14 protein-coding genes are annotated in these 16317 nt (G+C 62.2%); 2 read left to right on the top strand and 12 right to left on the bottom strand.

The features are described 5' to 3' along the window. The first annotated feature begins 13 nt into the window (after nt 1–13). Both ycaC and J3P82_RS09820 read left to right on the top strand, forming a co-directional pair. Nucleotides 14–643, top strand: a complete 630-nt coding sequence (gene ycaC, locus J3P82_RS09815) for an isochorismate family cysteine hydrolase YcaC (RefSeq protein ID WP_030141308.1) — start codon at nt 14–16, stop codon at nt 641–643. Nucleotides 644–770: 127 nt separating this feature from the next. Then, a complete protein-coding gene (locus J3P82_RS09820; RefSeq protein WP_434562637.1) occupies nt 771–1649 on the top strand; it encodes a LysR family transcriptional regulator in 879 nt (292 codons plus the stop codon). Between the two features lie 55 nt (nt 1650–1704). Here J3P82_RS09820 and J3P82_RS09825 read toward each other — a convergent pair whose 3' ends face one another. The 12 genes from J3P82_RS09825 to nuoC all read right to left on the bottom strand — a co-directional run bounded on the left by J3P82_RS09825 (nt 1705) and on the right by nuoC (nt 16255). After that, entirely contained in the window at nt 1705–2178 is a 474-nt protein-coding gene (locus tag J3P82_RS09825) for a hemerythrin domain-containing protein (protein ID WP_434562639.1), read from the bottom strand. Between the two features lie 300 nt (nt 2179–2478). After that, complete coding sequence (gene nuoN / locus J3P82_RS09830; RefSeq protein WP_434562641.1) at nt 2479–3942, bottom strand: NADH-quinone oxidoreductase subunit NuoN; 1464 nt, start codon at nt 3940–3942, stop codon at nt 2479–2481. A 7-nt stretch (nt 3943–3949) separates the two neighbouring features. After that, the gene (gene nuoM, locus J3P82_RS09835) at nt 3950–5482 is read right to left on the bottom strand and encodes an NADH-quinone oxidoreductase subunit M (protein WP_434562643.1); all 1533 of its coding nucleotides are present in this window, start codon (nt 5480–5482) and stop codon (nt 3950–3952) included. A 39-nt stretch (nt 5483–5521) separates the two neighbouring features. Then, nucleotides 5522–7375, bottom strand: coding sequence for an NADH-quinone oxidoreductase subunit L (gene nuoL / locus J3P82_RS09840; protein ID WP_434562645.1), 1854 nt, complete (start codon nt 7373–7375; stop codon nt 5522–5524). Further along, nucleotides 7372–7680, bottom strand: a complete 309-nt coding sequence (nuoK, locus tag J3P82_RS09845; protein ID WP_003180046.1) for an NADH-quinone oxidoreductase subunit NuoK — start codon at nt 7678–7680, stop codon at nt 7372–7374. Before nuoK ends, nuoL begins: the two co-directional genes overlap by 4 nt. A gap of 4 nt (nt 7681–7684) precedes the next feature. Next, complete coding sequence (nuoJ, locus tag J3P82_RS09850) at nt 7685–8185, bottom strand: NADH-quinone oxidoreductase subunit J (protein ID WP_039592868.1); 501 nt, start codon at nt 8183–8185, stop codon at nt 7685–7687. 9 nt (nt 8186–8194) lie between these two features. Beyond that, a complete protein-coding gene (gene nuoI / locus J3P82_RS09855; RefSeq protein WP_072392816.1) occupies nt 8195–8743 on the bottom strand; it encodes an NADH-quinone oxidoreductase subunit NuoI in 549 nt (182 codons plus the stop codon). A gap of 11 nt (nt 8744–8754) precedes the next feature. Next, complete coding sequence (gene nuoH / locus J3P82_RS09860) at nt 8755–9762, bottom strand: NADH-quinone oxidoreductase subunit NuoH (protein ID WP_186609329.1); 1008 nt, start codon at nt 9760–9762, stop codon at nt 8755–8757. Further along, nucleotides 9759–12473, bottom strand: coding sequence for an NADH-quinone oxidoreductase subunit NuoG (gene nuoG / locus J3P82_RS09865; protein WP_434562647.1), 2715 nt, complete (start codon nt 12471–12473; stop codon nt 9759–9761). The genes nuoH and nuoG overlap by 4 nt, the downstream gene beginning before the upstream one ends. 142 nt (nt 12474–12615) lie before the next feature. Next, nucleotides 12616–13974 carry an NADH-quinone oxidoreductase subunit NuoF gene (gene nuoF / locus J3P82_RS09870; protein ID WP_434562649.1) on the bottom strand — a complete coding sequence of 453 codons (1359 nt, stop codon included), beginning with the start codon at nt 13972–13974 and terminating at the stop codon, nt 12616–12618. Beyond that, on the bottom strand, nt 13971–14468 hold the full coding sequence (gene nuoE / locus J3P82_RS09875) for an NADH-quinone oxidoreductase subunit NuoE (RefSeq protein WP_186637683.1): 498 nt from the start codon (nt 14466–14468) through the stop codon (nt 13971–13973). Before nuoE ends, nuoF begins: the two co-directional genes overlap by 4 nt. Before the next feature lie 2 nt (nt 14469–14470). Beyond that, on the bottom strand, nt 14471–16255 hold the full coding sequence (gene nuoC / locus J3P82_RS09880) for an NADH-quinone oxidoreductase subunit C/D (RefSeq protein WP_434562651.1): 1785 nt from the start codon (nt 16253–16255) through the stop codon (nt 14471–14473). Nucleotides 16256–16317: the final 62 nt, after the last annotated feature.

The following is a 16317-nucleotide window of genomic DNA, read 5'->3' on the forward strand; positions in this document are numbered from 1 at the left end:
ACGGAGTCATCTCATGAGCAACGTTCCCGCTTACAACCGTCTGAACAAGGACGACGCGGTGGTCCTGCTGGTCGACCACCAGACTGGCCTGATTTCCCTGGTCCAGGATTTTTCGCCCAACGAGTTCAAGAACAACGTACTGGCGCTGGCTGACCTGGCGAAGTTCTTCGGCCTGCCGACCATCCTGACCACCAGCTTCGAACAAGGCCCCAACGGCCCGATCGTGCCGGAGCTCAAGGAAATGTTCCCGGACGCGCCGTACATTCCGCGTCCAGGCCAGATCAATGCCTGGGACAACGAAGACTTCGTCAAGGCGATCAAGGCCACCGGCCGCAAGCAACTGATCATCGCCGGCGTGGTGACCGATGTCTGCGTGGCGTTCCCGACCCTGTCGGCCCTGGCTGAAGGTTTCGACGTATTTGTCGTGACCGACGCCTCGGGCACCTTCAACGAAACCGTGCAACAAGCCGCCTGGGTGCGCATGACCGCTGCCGGCGCGCAGATGATGAACTGGTTCTCGGTGGCGTGTGAGCTGCATCGCGACTGGCGCAACGACATCGAAGGGCTGGGCAACCTGCTGTCCCAGCGCATTCCGAACTACCGCAACCTGATGAACAGCTACTCGGCGCTGACGGCCAAGTAAGTTGTCGACTGGCTGAACGATGCCCGCCGATGTGCGGGCATTTTTCGTTCTGGCCGACCACCGCAGGTTTTGTATTTGGGTTGAAATCTCCCTATAAAGGCTGTGACTGTCCACCCCTGGAATGACAATGAACCCCTTCGAAGAAATGCGCATCTTTGCCCAGGTCATGGAGTCCGGCAGTTTCACTGCGGCGGCGGACAAGCTCGGGCTGTCCAAGCAGTTCGTCAGCCGCAAGCTCATGGAGCTGGAGCAACGCCTCGGGGTGCGCCTGCTCAATCGCTCGACGCGGCGGCTGGACGTGACGCCCTTGGGCCAGCGTTACTACGAGGCGGCGCTGCGCCTGCTCAGTGAAGTCGAGCAAGTGGAGCAGGGCATCAGCGGCCAGACCAGCGAGCCGCGCGGGACCATTCGGCTCAGCGCCCCGTTGTCCTTCGCCGTGGCGCACTTGGGCAGCCTGCTGCCGCTGTTCCTGCAGCGCTATCGGGATGTCAGCGTCGAAGTTGACCTGAGCGACCGTTCGGTGGACCTGCTCGGCGAAGGTTATGATCTGGCGCTGAGGATTGGCGTGCTGGAGGATTCGACACTGATTGCCCGGCGTATTGCGACCATCGAACGGGTGTACTGCGCCAGTCCCGCCTACCTGACGCAACGGGGCATGCCAACGCGACCTGAAGACCTGCGCAACCACGATTGCTTGCCTTACGGGCACAGCCGTCAGGTGCAGTGGCGATTCGAAGGAAATGGCAAACCGTTGACGCTGGAAGTGGTGGGGCGAATGCGCGCCAATAACGGTGACCTGCTCAGGGACGCGGCCATTGCCGGCATGGGCATCACGTATCTGCCGACATTCATTCTCGGCGAAGCGTTAAAGGACGGTCGCCTGGTCAAGCTGCTGGAGGGTTTCGAAACCGAGCCGTTGGCCCTGTCGGCGGTCTACCCGCAACATCGCCAGGGCTCTCGGCCAGTACAGGCGTTGGTTGAGTTCCTGCGCGAGCAGATGCAATAAAGGCGTAGACGCGCACTCAGCCGTCCTGGGACGGCTGAAGCTCAAAGGCGCTTGATCAAGCGGCCAGGTTGGCGCTGAACTCTTTCTTGTACTGGGCTTTCACGGCTTCCATCTGATTGCCCAGCTCATCGAGTTTAGCCTTGCCGAGGATCTTCTGGGCTTTGGGGAACATTTCTTCCTCTTCCTCCTCGATGTGATGCTCCAACAGTTCTTTGACCACTTTCACGCGACCCGCGAATTCAGGCTGGGAAGGGTCGGTGTTTTTCAGGTCTGGCAGCACCAACGAGTCTACGGTGCGGTGTTCTTCCTTGGCCTCGTAATACATCTCGGCCTCTTCCTTGTCACCCGCCTCTTTGAAGGCTGGATAGAGAATTTCTTCTTCCAGGCGTGTATGGATAGACACTTCCATTTCAAGCTTGGCCAACAGTTCGGTGCGTTTCTTGAGCGCGCGGTCGGTGGACTCGCTCAATTGGGACAGGATGCCCTTTACGCGTTCATGGTCGGCTTTCAACAGGTCGATGGCGTTCATATGTAGCTCCTGGCAATTCACGGATGCGGGCAGGCTTCAAGCGCCGACGCCGCGTACCAGGTAGATTGCATCGGCCGTGCCAGCCGAAGCGCTTATAAAAATCCTTTTGAAACAGCGAGTTAAGGTTTCTTCGATTTTTTTCGTCGTGCAGGCTGCATGAGCGCTGGGGAAAACGCCTTGCACTTTGCGCTAAGCAGGATGCCAGCATTCAAGCAACGCCCCCATACGCCAAAACCACCAGGCAAAAAAAACCCGTATCGGCCGATACGGGTTTTTTGTGTGGCTACAGTCTTTGCTCAATCAACCTGTCAAACCCGCCTGCTGAACCAACGTCAGCAACGGCTGCGGGTACACGCCGAGGAAGAACGCCAACATGGCGATGGCCAGCAGCATCACGCCGCCTGCCTTCTGCTCCCAGTGCAACTCGGCGTCGTGGCGACGCAGGTTCGGTTCCATCAGGTACAGGGTGACCATCACGCGCAGGTAGTAGAACACGCCGATGGCACTGCCCAGCACCAGGGAGCCGACCAGCCACCATTGGTGGGCCTCGACGCCGGTGGCGATGATGTAGAACTTGCCGATGAAGCCGGCGGTCAGCGGGATGCCGGCCAGGGACAGCATCATCACGGTCAGCACGGCGGTCAGGTACGGACGGCGCCAGAACAGGCCGCGGTATTCGTACAGGGCGTCGGCGTCGCGGCCGTTGTACGGCGAGGACATCAGGGTGATCACACCGAAGGCGCCGAGGCTGGTGATCACGTAGGTCACCAGGTAGACGCCGATGGCTTCGACGGCCAGGCCTTTGCTGGCGATCAACGCGATCAGCAGGTAGCCGAAGTGGGCGATGGACGAGTAACCCAGCAGACGCTTGAGGTTGCTCTGGGTCAGCGCCAGCAGGTTGCCGAACAGGATCGACGCGATGGCGATGATGGTCAGAACGTTGCTCAGTACGCCGCTGCTCGCCACTGGAGAGATCTGGAACAGCCGCACCATCACCGCGAACACCGCCACTTTCGAAGCAGTGGCGAGGAACGCCGCCACGGGGGCCGGGGCGCCTTCGTAGACGTCCGGGGTCCAGAGGTGGAACGGTACCAGCGACAGCTTGAACGACAGGCCGATCAGCATCATGCCCAGGCCCAGTTGCGCGAGCGGGCTTGGCAGGCCGGTGGCCGCCAAGGCCTGGCCGATGCCGACGAAGCTCAAGGTGCCGGCGTCGGCGTAGAGCAGGGCCATGCCGAACAACAGAAACGCGGAACCGGCTGCCGACAGCACCATGTATTTGATGCCGGCTTCCAGGGAGCGCTTGTTGAAGAAGGCGTAGGCCACCAGGCCGTAGACAGGCACCGACAACAGCTCCAGGCCGATGAACAGGCTGGCCAGGTGCTGCGCGCTGACCAGGACCAGGCCACCGGCGGCGGCCATCAGGATCAGCAGGTACAGTTCTTCGCGGTTGCCTGGGTAACCCGAACCGCCATCACCCAAGTAGGCATGGGCGAGGGTAACGCAGGCGAGGGTGGCGACCAGGATCAGCGCCATATAGAGGCAGGCGAAACTGTCGATCTGCACCAGCGGCGTGACCGCCAGGGGCGCGACTTTCAGGGCCGGCAAGATCGACAGCAAGGCCAGGTTCAGCCCCGCCACCGACAGCAGGAAGGTCTGCGAGTGATTGCGCCGCCAGGCGATCGCCAGCATCACCACGATGATCGTGGCGCTGGTGATCAGCAGCGGCGCAAGCGCGATAAAGTGTTGAATCGTGAATTCCATAGCGCTCTTACCGGGCCGAAGCGAGTTGAGAGAAGGCGGTGCCAAGCCACTGCTGCACGCCATGCATCGTGGCGGCGGACGTGTCGAGGAACGGCTGCGGGTAGACGCCGAGATAAACCAGTAGCACCGCAAGGCCAAGCACCATGATCAATTCGCGACCGTCCATGCCCCGCAACACTTCGTCCGACTTGGTCGGACCGAAGTAGGCGCGGTGGATCATGATCAGCGAGTAGACCGAACCGAACACCAGGCCGGACGTGGCAATCGCCGTGATCCAAGGTGCGCTGACGAACGAGCCGATCAGGATCAGGAACTCGCCGACGAAGTTGCCGGTGCCCGGCAGGCCCAGGGACGCGGCGGCGAAGAACAGGCTGATCGCCGGCAGGTAGGCGATGCGCGACCAGATGCCGCCCATTTCACGCATGTCCCGGGTGTGCAGGCGCTCGTACAGCTGGCCGCTGAGGATGAACAGCGCCGCCGCCGACAGGCCGTGGGCCAACATTTGGATCACCGCGCCTTGCAGGGCGAGCTGGCTGCCGGAGTAGATCCCGATCAGCACGAAGCCCATGTGCGAGACGCTGGAGAAGGCGATCAGGCGCTTGATGTCGCTCTGGGCAAACGCCAGGAACGCACCGTAGAAAATCCCGATCAGGCCCAGGGTCATGGCAATCGGCGCGAACTCGGCCGAGGCATTCGGGAACAGCGGCAGGGCGAAGCGCAGCAGGCCGTAGGCCGCCGTTTTCAGCAGGATACCGGCCAGGTCCACGGAACCGGCGGTCGGTGCCTGGGCGTGGGCGTCCGGCAGCCAGGAGTGAAACGGCACCACCGGCAGCTTCACCGCGAAAGCGATGAAGAAGCCCAGCATCAGCACGTACTCGGTGGTGCGCGACATCTGCACTTTCAACAGGTCGGCGTAGTTGAAAGTAATCACGCCGGTGTTGTTGAAGTTCACCAGCACCAGGCCAAGGATCGCCACCAACATGATCAGGCCGGAAGCCTGGGTGAAGATGAAGAACTTGGTCGCCGCGTAGATCCGGGTTTTCTTGCCGTCCGAAGAACTATGACCCCAGAGCGCGATGAGGAAGTACATCGGCACCAGCATCATTTCCCAGAAGAAGAAGAACATGAACAGGTCCAGCGCCAGGAACACGCCGACGACACCGCCCAGGATCCACATCAGGTTCAGGTGGAAGAAACCGACGTGACGCTGGATCTCTTTCCAGGAGCAGAGTACCGAGAGGATACCCAGCAGGCCGGTCAGCAGGATCATCAGCAGCGACAGGCCGTCGAGGGCCAGGTGCACGCTGATGCCGAAGCGCGCGATCCAGACATGCTTGAATTCAAGCGCCCAGGTCGGGTCGGCGCCAGGCGCCGGTGCAAATGAATAGTCGCCGGTCGCCCACAGCCAGAGGCCGAGCGCGAGTTCCAGGGACATGGTCAGCAGCGCAATCCAGCGCGGGAGGGTGGAGCTGGAGCGCTCCGCCATCCAGCACAGCAGGCCGCCGATGAAGGGGATCAGGATTAGCCAGGGCAGAATCATGACGGGCTCGTTTCCTTTCGCAAGTTCGCAAGGTTCATATCAGACCGCTACCAGCACGATGGCGCCGATAACCAGCACGGCGCCAGCCGCCATGGAAGCCGCATACCAACGCAGTTGACCGGTCTCGGTACGGCTCAGGGCAGTGTGGCCGCCCTTGGCCATGCGCGGGATCAGGCCAATGGTCTGGTCGAGCGGGTCTTTGCGCAGAATGTGGCTGATCGCAAGGTATGGCTTGACGAACAGTTTGTCGTAGATCCAATCGAAGCCCCAGGCGGCGAACCACCAGGCTGAGAGGAAACGCCCGATGCCGCTGTTGGCGATGGTCGTGACGAAGCGGCGCTTGCCGAGGAACAGCAGGGCCGCCAGCAGGATTCCCGCCAGGGCGATGGCACCCGAGGCGATTTCCAGGCTGTGCTTGGCTTCGCCGCCGGCATGACCGACGCTTTGCGGCAGCACATCGGCCAGCGGCGGGGTGATCATGGCGCCAACGAAGGTCGACAGCACGATCAGCACCGACAGCGGCAGCCAATGGGCGATGCCATGGCCGGCGTGGGCTTCAGTCTTGGCTTCACCATGGAACGCGATGAAGATCAGGCGGAAGGTGTACAGCGAGGTCATGAACGCACCCACCAGACCTGCGTAGAGCAGACCCTGGTTACCGCTGGCAAACGCTTCCCAGAGGATCTCGTCCTTGGAGTAGAAACCGGCGGTGACCAGTGGCAGGGCCGCCAGGGCCGCGCCGCCGACGATGAAGCTGGCGTAGGCCAACGGCAGTTTTTTCCACAGGCCGCCCATCTTGAAGATGTTCTGCTCGTGGTGGCAGGCCACGATCACCGCACCGGAAGCAAGGAACAGCAAGGCCTTGAAGAAGGCGTGGGTCATCAGGTGGAAGATCGCGCCTTCCCAGGCACCGACGCCCAGGGCCAGGAACATGTAGCCAATCTGGCTCATGGTCGAGTAGGCGAGGATGCGCTTGATGTCCGTCTGGACCAGGGCGGCAAAACCAGCCAGTACCAGGGTCACGCCGCCGACGACGCCGACCAGGTGCAGGATGTCTGGCGCCAGGGCGAACAAGCCGTGGGTACGGGCGATCAGGTAGACGCCGGCGGTGACCATGGTTGCGGCGTGAATCAGCGCTGAAACCGGGGTCGGACCGGCCATCGCGTCCGCCAACCAGGTCTGCAGCGGCAGTTGCGCGGATTTACCGACGGCGCCGCCCAGCAGCATCAGGGTCGCCAGGACGATCCAGAAGTCGCCGGCCTTGAAATGCTCAGGCGCACGTACCAGCAGTTCCTGGATGTTCAGCGTGCCCAGTTGCTGGAACAGGATGAACAGGCCGATGGCCATGAACACGTCGCCGATCCGGGTCACGATGAAGGCCTTGAGTGCGGCGTTACCGTTGTTGCGGTTGCTGTAGTAGAAACCGATCAGCAAGTACGAGCACAGGCCCACGCCTTCCCAGCCGAAGTACAGGAACAACAGGTTATCGCCGAGCACCAGGAACAGCATGCTGGCGATGAACAGGTTGGTGTAGGCGAAGAAGCGCGAATAACCGGCCTCACCGCGCATGTACCAGGAGGCGAACAGGTGGATCAGGAAACCCACGCCGACCACCACGCCGAGCATGGTCACCGACAGGCCGTCCAGGTAGAGGGCGAAGTTCGGTGTGAAGCCTTCCACCGCCATCCACTGCCACAGCACCTGCACATACGCGCCACCTTCCGGCGGGGCAACGTTGAATTGCCAGATCACGTAGGCCGTGACGAGGGCGGACAGGCCGATGGAGCCCACGCCAACCAGCGCCGAAAGGTTTTCCGACCAGCGTCCACGAGAGAACGACAGCAGCAGGAAACCGATAAGGGGAAATACGAAAGTCAGGAAGAGAAGGTTCATCCGCGCATCTCGCTGGCAGCGTCAATATCGAGAGTGTGGAAGCGGCGGTACAGCTGCAACAGGATCGCCAGGCCGATACTGGCCTCGGCGGCTGCCAGGCTGATCACCAGGATGAACATGATTTGTCCATCCGGCTGCGCCCAGCGAGCGCCCGCGACAATGAACGCCAGGGCGGAGGCATTCATCATGACCTCCAGGCTCATCAGCACGAACAGTATGTTGCGGCGGACCATCAGGCCGACCAGACCGAGACAGAACAGGATGCCGGCAACCGCCAGACCATGCTCGAGAGGGATAGCAGGCATGTGATTACTCCTTCGCCTCGTTACGGCCCAAATGGAATGCCGTGACGACTGCGGCAAGCAGCAGCATCGAGGCGAGTTCGACCACCAGCAGGTACGGACCGAACAGGCTGATGCCCACGGCCTTGGCGTCTACGGTGGTGTGGCCGATGGCCTGGCCGCTCTGGTGGGCGAACAGCACATACAGCAGTTCACCCAGCAGCAGGGCGGACAGGATCACCGGTCCCGCCCAGATGCCGGGCTTGAGCCAGGCGCGTTCCTGCTGGATCGCCGCAGGGCCCAGGTTGAGCATCATCACCACGAACACGAACAGCACCATGATGGCGCCGGCGTAGGCGATCACTTCCAGGGCACCGGCAAACGGTGCACCGAGGGCGAAGAAGGTCATGGCCACGGCGATCAGCGAAATGATCAGGTAGAGCAGGGCGTGCACGGGGTTGGTGTTGGTGACCACACGAAGTGTGGAGACCACCGCGATACCCGATGCGAAATAGAAAGCGAATTCCATCTTTCTTCCTTAAGGCAGCAAGCTCTTCACGTTGATCGGTTCGGCTTCGTTCTGCGCGGCGCCTTTCGGCTTACCGGCAATGGCCATACCTGCAACACGATAGAAGTTGTAATCAGGGTTTTTACCGGGACCGGAAATCAGCAGATCTTCTTTCTCGTACACCAGGTCCTGACGCTTGAAATCGGCCATTTCGAAATCCGGCGTGAGCTGGATCGCGGTGGTCGGGCACGCCTCCTCGCAGAGTCCGCAGAAAATGCAGCGCGAGAAGTTGATACGGAAGAAGTCCGGGTACCAGCGACCGTCTTCGGTCTCGGCTTTCTGCAGCGAGATGCAACCGACAGGGCACGCCACGGCGCACAGGTTGCAGGCCACGCAGCGCTCTTCGCCGTCGGGGTCGCGGGTCAGGACAATGCGTCCGCGATAACGCGGCGCCAGGTAGACCGCTTCTTCCGGGTATTGCAGGGTGTCGCGCTTGCGAAAACCATGGCCGAAGATCATGACCAGGCTTCGCAGTTGGGTACCGGTACCCTTAACGATGTCGCCAATATATTTGAACATGGGTCAAATCCTCACTGAACCGCGGCCGCAGGCGCGTTCATCAAAACGATCGCAGCGGTCACCAGCATGTTGATCAGGGTCAGCGGCAGGCAGAACTTCCAGCTGAAATCCATCACCTGGTCGTAGCGCGGACGAGGGATCGAGGCGCGCAGCAGGACGAACAGCATGATGAAGAACGCGGTCTTCAGGGCGAACCAGACGAAGGACAGTTGCGGCAGGATGCCGAACGGACCGTGCCAGCCACCGAAGAACAGCGTCACCAGCAGCGCCGAGATCAGGATGATGCCGATGTACTCGCCGACAAAGAACATGCCCCATTTCATGCCGGCATATTCAATGTGGTAACCGTCGGCCAGTTCCTGTTCCGCTTCCGGCTGGTCGAAGGGGTGACGGTGAGTCACGGCCACGCCAGCGATGAAGAACGTACAGAAACCGAAGAACTGCGGAATGATGAACCACAGGTTCTGGGCCTGGTATTCGACGATGTCGCGCATGTTGAACGAACCGGCCTGGATCACGATGCCCATGAGCGACAGGCCCATGAACACTTCGTAGGACACGGTCTGGGCCGAGGCCCGCAGGCTGCCGAGCAGGGCGAACTTGTTGTTGCTCGACCAACCGGCGAACAGCACCGCATACACCGACAAACCGGCCATGGCGAAGAAGAACAGCAGGCCGATGTTCAGGTCCGCCACGCCCCAGGTCGGGGTGATCGGAATGACTGCGAAAGCAATCAGCAAGGCGCTCATGGCCACGACCGGTGCCAGGGTGAAGATCACCTTGTCGGCAAACGGCGGGGTCCAGTCTTCCTTGAAGAACATCTTGATCATGTCGGCGGCGATCTGGAACATGCCGAACGGGCCGACGCGGTTAGGACCGTAGCGGTCCTGCCACCAGCCCAGCAAGCGACGTTCGACGAAGCTCAGCAACGCGCCGCAGACCACCACGGCCAGCAGGATCACGATGGCCTTGAGGACCGTCAGGATCACGGCGATCACTTCAGGGGTGAACCAGCTCATTGCGCTGCCTCCTGCAGACCGTCGACGGTTTTGCCGAAAATCGCCGGTGGGATACCGGCCAGACCGGCCGGCAGGGCCACCAGGCCGGCGCCCAATTCTTCATTGATGCGCAGCGGCAGACGCAGGGTCTGGCCGGCCACGTTCAGGCTCAGCAGGGCGCCGTCATTGACGCCCAGGCGATCGGCTTCGGACTTGGCCAACGACACGTAGGCCGCAGGGATGCGTTCCTTGACCGGCTCGGCCTTGGAAGAGTTTTCTTCGCTGCCGAACAGGTGATGGAACGGCACGACCTGCCAAGTCCCCGGTGCCGGGTTGAAGGCGCGCGGCACGCTGGCGAACCAGCCGAGGCCATCGCCCTGGCTTTCGATCAGGCGGGTGCCCGGATCACCGGCGCGCAGGTGACCACCGACTTCGTCCTGGAACTTGTTCCACGCTTGTGGCGAGTTCCATCCTGGCGACCAGGCGAACGGCACTTGCGAGCGCGGTTCGGCGGAGCCCGAGTAACCTTCCATGGAGAAGGCGAACGCGGTGTCCTTGTCTTGGGAGGTGCGTGGTTCGTGAACGCTGATGTTGGCGCGCATCGCGGTGCGGCCGGAATAGCGCAGCGGCTCACGGGCCAGTTTCAACCCCTTGATACGGAACGCGGCGGACGGCGCGGCGTCGACGATGCGGTTCAGCTGTGGGCTGCTCGAGGCAACGGCCGCGGTGACGTGGTCCAGCTGCGTCCAGTCGATCGGCTGGTTCAGCAGGGTGGCGCGCAGGGCGTGCAGCCAGCGCCAGCCCTCATGCACCAGAATGCTGGCGTCCAGGTAAGTCGGGTCGAACACCTGGAAGAAGCGCTGGGCGCGACCTTCCTGGCTGACCAGCGTACCGTCGCCTTCGGCGAAGCTCGCCGCCGGCAGCACCAGGTCGGCGCGGTCGGTGGTGGCGGTTTTCTGATGGTCGGCGACGATCAGTATTTTCGCGGCATTCAGCGCGGCGTCGACCTTGGCGTTGTCAGTGCGGGTGAACAGGTCGTTCTCCAGCACCACGATGGCGTCGGCGCTGCCGTCGATCACCGCTTGCAGCGCGGCGTCCACCGATTCGCCACCGAGCATGGCCAGGCCGAGGCTGTTGGCTTCCGGCACGATCAGGCTGATGGAACCGTTCTTCTCGCGCAGCTTCAAGGCCTTGGCGATGTTGGCCGCGGCTTCGATCAGCGCCTTGGAACCCAGGGAAGTGCCGGCAATGATCAATGGGCGCTTGGCCGCCAGCAGGGCGTCGGCGATGCGTTGGGCGAGGGCGGCGGCTTCGCTGTCCAGGCCATCAACGGCCGGGGCACTGGCGTCCAGGGCGTGGGCGACGGCGAAACCGATGCGCGCCAGGTCGTCCGGAGCGGCGTGGACACATTCTTCGGCGATGTCGTCGAGCTTGGTTTCAGCGAGGCTGGCGATGAACAGTGGGTTCAGCGCGTGCTGGCCGATGTTCTTCACGGCCGCGTCGAGCCACGGCTGGACGCGCATGGCGTCGGCCATGTCCTCGGCCTTGCCCTTGACCGACTGGCGCAGGGACAGGGCCATTCGGGCGGCGGTCTGGGTCAGGTCTTCGCCAAGGACGAACACCGCATCGTGGTCTTCGATGTCGCGCATCGTCGGCACGGGCAGCGGGCTGTCCTTGAGCACTTGCAGCACCAGGCGAATACGTTCCAGCTCGCCGGCTTCGATGCCGCTGTAGAAGTGCTCGGCGCCGACCAGTTCACGCAGGGCGTAGTTGCTTTCCAGGCTGGCGCGAGGCGAACCGATGCCGACGATGTTGCGTCCGCGCAGCAGTTCGGCGGCCTTGTCCAGGGCTTCGTCCAGGCTCAGCTTGGCGCCGCCCGCGAGCAGCGGCTGGCGTGGGCGATCCTTGCGATTGACATAGCCGTAGCCGAAACGGCCACGGTCGCAGAGGAAATACTGGTTCACCGAACCGTTGTAGCGGTTCTCGATGCGCCGCAGTTCGCCGTAGCGTTCGCCCGGGCTGATGTTGCAACCGCTGGAGCAGCCGTGGCAGATGCTTGGCGAAAACTGCATGTCCCACTTGCGGTTGTAGCGCTCGGAGTGAGTCTTGTCGGTGAACACACCGGTCGGGCAGACCTCGGTGAGGTTGCCGGAGAACTCGCTTTCCAGGGTGCCGTCTTCAACGCGACCGAAGTACACGTTGTCGTGGGCGCCGAACACACCGAGGTCGGTGCCGCCGGCGTAGTCCTTGTAGAAACGCACGCAACGGTAGCAGGCGATGCAGCGGTTCATTTCGTGGGAAATGAACGGGCCGAGGTCCTGGTTCTGGTGGGTGCGCTTGGTGAAGCGATAACGGCGCTCGTTGTGGCCGGTCATCACGGTCATGTCTTGCAGGTGGCAATGGCCGCCTTCCTCACAGACCGGGCAGTCGTGAGGGTGGTTGGTCATCAGCCATTCGACGACGCTGGCGCGAAACACTTTCGCTTCTTCGTCGTCGATGGAGATCCAGCTGCCGTCGGTGGCGGGGGTCATGCAGGACATGACGATCCGACCACGCTTGTCGTTCTCGTCGGTGTACTGCTTGACCGCGCACTGGCGACAAGCGCCAACGCTGCCAAGGGCGGGGTGCCAGCAGAAATAAGGAATGTCGAGGCCCAGCGACAGACATGCCTGTAACAGGTTGTCTGCGCCATCGACTTCGAGCTCTTTGCCGTCTACGTGGATAGTGGCCATGGTTCAAAGTTCTTCGTTGGCCCGGTGTCAGCGGGCGTGGCTAATGGAATCTTGTTATTCGTCCGAATCCAAACAGCCTCGGTAAAAAGGCGTCATCGAACGAAAGGCAAAGGGCACGGACCCTTCGCCTTTTTAAGCATCGTTACGCGCCGACCATGGTCGGCGTGATCACCTGGTTGAGATCGCCTGCGCGGGTGGGCGCAATGCCGGCCTCGAATTCAGGGCGGAAGTATTTGATCGCGCTGCCCAATGGCTCCACGGCACCCGGTGCGTGTGCACAGAAGGTCTTGCCTGGGCCGAGGAAACCCACCAGCCCCAGCAGGGTCTCGATGTCGCCGGGCTGGCCCTGGCCGTTCTCGAGGGCCATCAGCAGCTTGACGCTCCATGGCAAGCCGTCGCGGCAAGGCGTGCAGAAACCGCAGGATTCACGGGAGAAAAACTGCTCCATGTTGCGCAGCAGGGAAACCATGTTGACGCTGTCGTCCACCGCCATCGCCAGGCCGGTACCCATGCGGGTGCCCACTTTGGCGATGCCGCCGGCATACATCTGGGCGTCCAGGTGCTCCGGCAACAGGAAGCCGGTACCGGCGCCGCCGGGCTGCCAGCACTTGAGCTTGTAGCCGTCGCGCATGCCGCCTGCGTAATCCTCGAACAGCTCGCGACCGGTGACGCCGAACGGCAGTTCCCACAGGCCAGGGTTCTTGACCTTACCGGAGAAGCCCATGAGCTTGGTGCCCATGTCTTCGCTGCCGTCGCGGGCCAGGGATTTGTACCAGTCCACGCCGTCGGCAATGATCGCCGGCACGTTGCACAGGGTCTCGACGTTGTTCACGCAGGTCGGCTTGCCCCACACGCCTACGGCGGCAGGGAAGGGCGGCTTGGAGCGTGGGTTGGCGCGGCGGCCTTCCAGGGAGTTGATCAACGCGGTTTCTTCACCGCAGATGTAGCGCCCGGCACCGGTGTGGACGAACAGCTCGAAGTCAAAACCCGAGCCCAGGATGTTCTTGCCCAGCAGGCCCGCGGCCTTGGCTTCTTCCACGGCACGGTTCAGGTGCTTGGCGGCGGTGGTGTACTCGCCGCGCAGGAAGATGTAGCCACGGTAGGTCTTCAGCGCGCGTGCGCTGATCAGCATGCCTTCGATCAACAGATGGGGCAGTTGCTCCATCAGCATGCGGTCCTTCCAGGTGTTGGGTTCCATCTCGTCCGCGTTGCACAACAGGTAGCGGATGTTGATGGTCTCGTCCTTAGGCATCAGGCCCCACTTCACGCCCGTCGGGAAACCCGCGCCGCCGCGGCCCTTGAGGCCGGCGTCCTTGACGGTCTGGACGATGTCGTCGGCGGCCATGTCGGCGAATGCCTTGCGCGCGGCGACATAGCCGTTCTTGGCCTGGTATTCGTCCAGCCAGACCGCTTCGCCGTCGTCACGCAGGCGCCAGGTCAGCGGGTGGGTTTCGGCCGAACGCTGGATGCGGTTGGCGGGCCCGAAGGAAGTCAGGGTCATACGTAGCCCTCCAGCAGTTTGGCGACGCCATCCGGCTTGACGTCACCAAAGGTGTCGTCATCGATCATCAGCGCCGGAGCCTTGTCGCAGTTGCCCAGGCAGCACACCGGCAGCAGGGTGAAGCGGCCGTCGGCGGTGGTCTGGCCCAGGCCGATGCCCAGCTTGCTCTGGATCTCGTCGACCACCGACTCGTGGCCGCCGATGTAGCAGACCATGCTGTCGCAGACACGAATGATGTGCCGGCCCACTGGTTGGCGGAAAATCTGGCTGTAGAACGTCGCGACGCCCTCGACGTCGCTGGCCGGGATGCCAAGGATCTCGCCGATGGCGTAGAGCGCGCCATCAGGCACCCAGCCACGTTCCTTCTGGACGATCTTCAGGGCTTCGATCGAGGCCGCGCGCGGGTCTTCGTAGTGATGCAGCTCGTGCTCGATGGCCGAGCGCTCGGTTTCGCTCAAGGCGAAACGGTCTGTCTGGATAAGCGTGCTGTTCATGCTTAGCGGTCCACGTCGGCCATAACGAAATCGATACTACCCAGGTACGCGATCAAGTCCGCGACCATGCTGCCTTTGATCACCGAAGGGATCTGCTGCAGGTGCGGGTAGCTTGGGGTGCGAATCCGGGTGCGGTAGCTCATGGTGCCGCCATCGCTCGTCAGGTAATAACTGTTGATGCCCTTGGTCGCTTCGATCATCTGGAAGGATTCGTTGGCCGGCATGACCGGACCCCACGAAACCTGCAGGAAGTGCGTGATCAAGGTCTCGATGTGTTGCAGCGTGCGCTCTTTGGGCGGCGGCGTGGTCAGTGGGTGATCCGCCTTGTACGGGCCTTCCGGCATGTTGCGCATGCACTGGTCGATGATCTTGATGCTCTGGCGCATTTCCTCGACGCGAACCATGCAACGGTCGTAGGCATCGCCATTGGCCGCCAGCGGCACTTCGAACTCGAAGTTCTCATAGCCCGAGTACGGGCGCGCCTTGCGCAGGTCGAAATCCAGGCCGGTGGAGCGCAGGTTCGGACCGGTGACGCCCCATTCCAGCGCTTCCTTGGTGTTGTAGGCGGCGACACCGACGGTACGGCCCTTGAGGATGCTGTTCTGCAAGGCGGCCTTGGTGTATTCGTCCAGGCGCTTGGGCATCCACTCGACGAAGTCCTTGACCAGTTTTTCCCAGCCACGCGGCAGGTCGTGGGCGACACCGCCGATGCGGTACCAGGCCGGGTGCAGGCGGAAGCCGGTGATGGCTTCGATCACGGTGTAGGCTTTCTGGCGGTCGGTGAAGGTGAAGAACACCGGCGTCATGGCGCCCACGTCCTGGATATAGGTACCCAGGAACAGCAGGTGGCTGGTGATACGGAAGAACTCGGCCATCATGATGCGAATCACGTTGACCCGGTCCGGCACCGTGATGCCCGCCAGTTTTTCCACCGACAGGACGTACGGCAGGTTGTTCATCACGCCGCCGAGGTAATCGATTCGGTCGGTGTACGGAATATAGCTGTGCCAGGACTGGCGCTCGCCCATCTTCTCGGCGCCACGGTGGTGGTAGCCGATGTCCGGGACGCAATCGACGATTTCTTCACCGTCCAGTTGCAGGATGATGCGGAACGCACCGTGGGCCGAAGGGTGGTTCGGACCCAGGTTGAGAAACATATAGTCCTCGTTGGCGCCCGAACGCTTCATGCCCCAATCTTCGGGCTTGAACCGCGCCGACTCTTCCTCGAGCTGTTGCTTGGCCAGCGTCAGGCTGTAGGGGTCGAACTCGGTGGCGCGGGCCGGGAAGTCCTTGCGCAGCGGGTGACCTTCCCAGGTCGGCGGCATCATGATGCGGGTCAGGTGCGGGTGGCCCGGGAAGTCGATGCCGAACATGTCCCAGACTTCGCGCTCATACCAGTTGGCATTCGGCCAGATGCCGGTCACGGTCGGCACGCTGAGGTCGCTTTCGGACAAGGCGACCTTGATCATCACGTCACTATTACGCTCCACCGACAGCAGGTGGTAGAACACGGTGAAGTCGACGCCGTCGGGCAACCCTTGGCGCTTGGTGCGCAGGCGCTCGTCCACGCCGTGCAGGTCATAGAGCATGACGTACGGCTTGGGCAGGTTGCGCAGGAAAGTCAGCACTTCGATGAGCCTGGCACGGGCAACCCAAAGCACCGGCATGCCGGTGCGGGTCGACTGGGCGGTGAACGCCTCTGCGCCAAAGCGGTTGTTCAGTTCGACGACCACATCCTGGTCGTCTGCCTTGTAAGGCGGGATGTACAGAGCACTGCCTGTAGTCATGGTTATTTATCGCTTTCGGTCAACGTAAAGAATGAAGCCAGGTTCTCGTTTCTTCTACAGAG

The sequence above is a fragment of the Pseudomonas sp. Z4-20 genome (assembly GCF_051131955.1).
Taxonomy (GTDB): domain Bacteria; phylum Pseudomonadota; class Gammaproteobacteria; order Pseudomonadales; family Pseudomonadaceae; genus Aquipseudomonas; species Aquipseudomonas marvdashtae.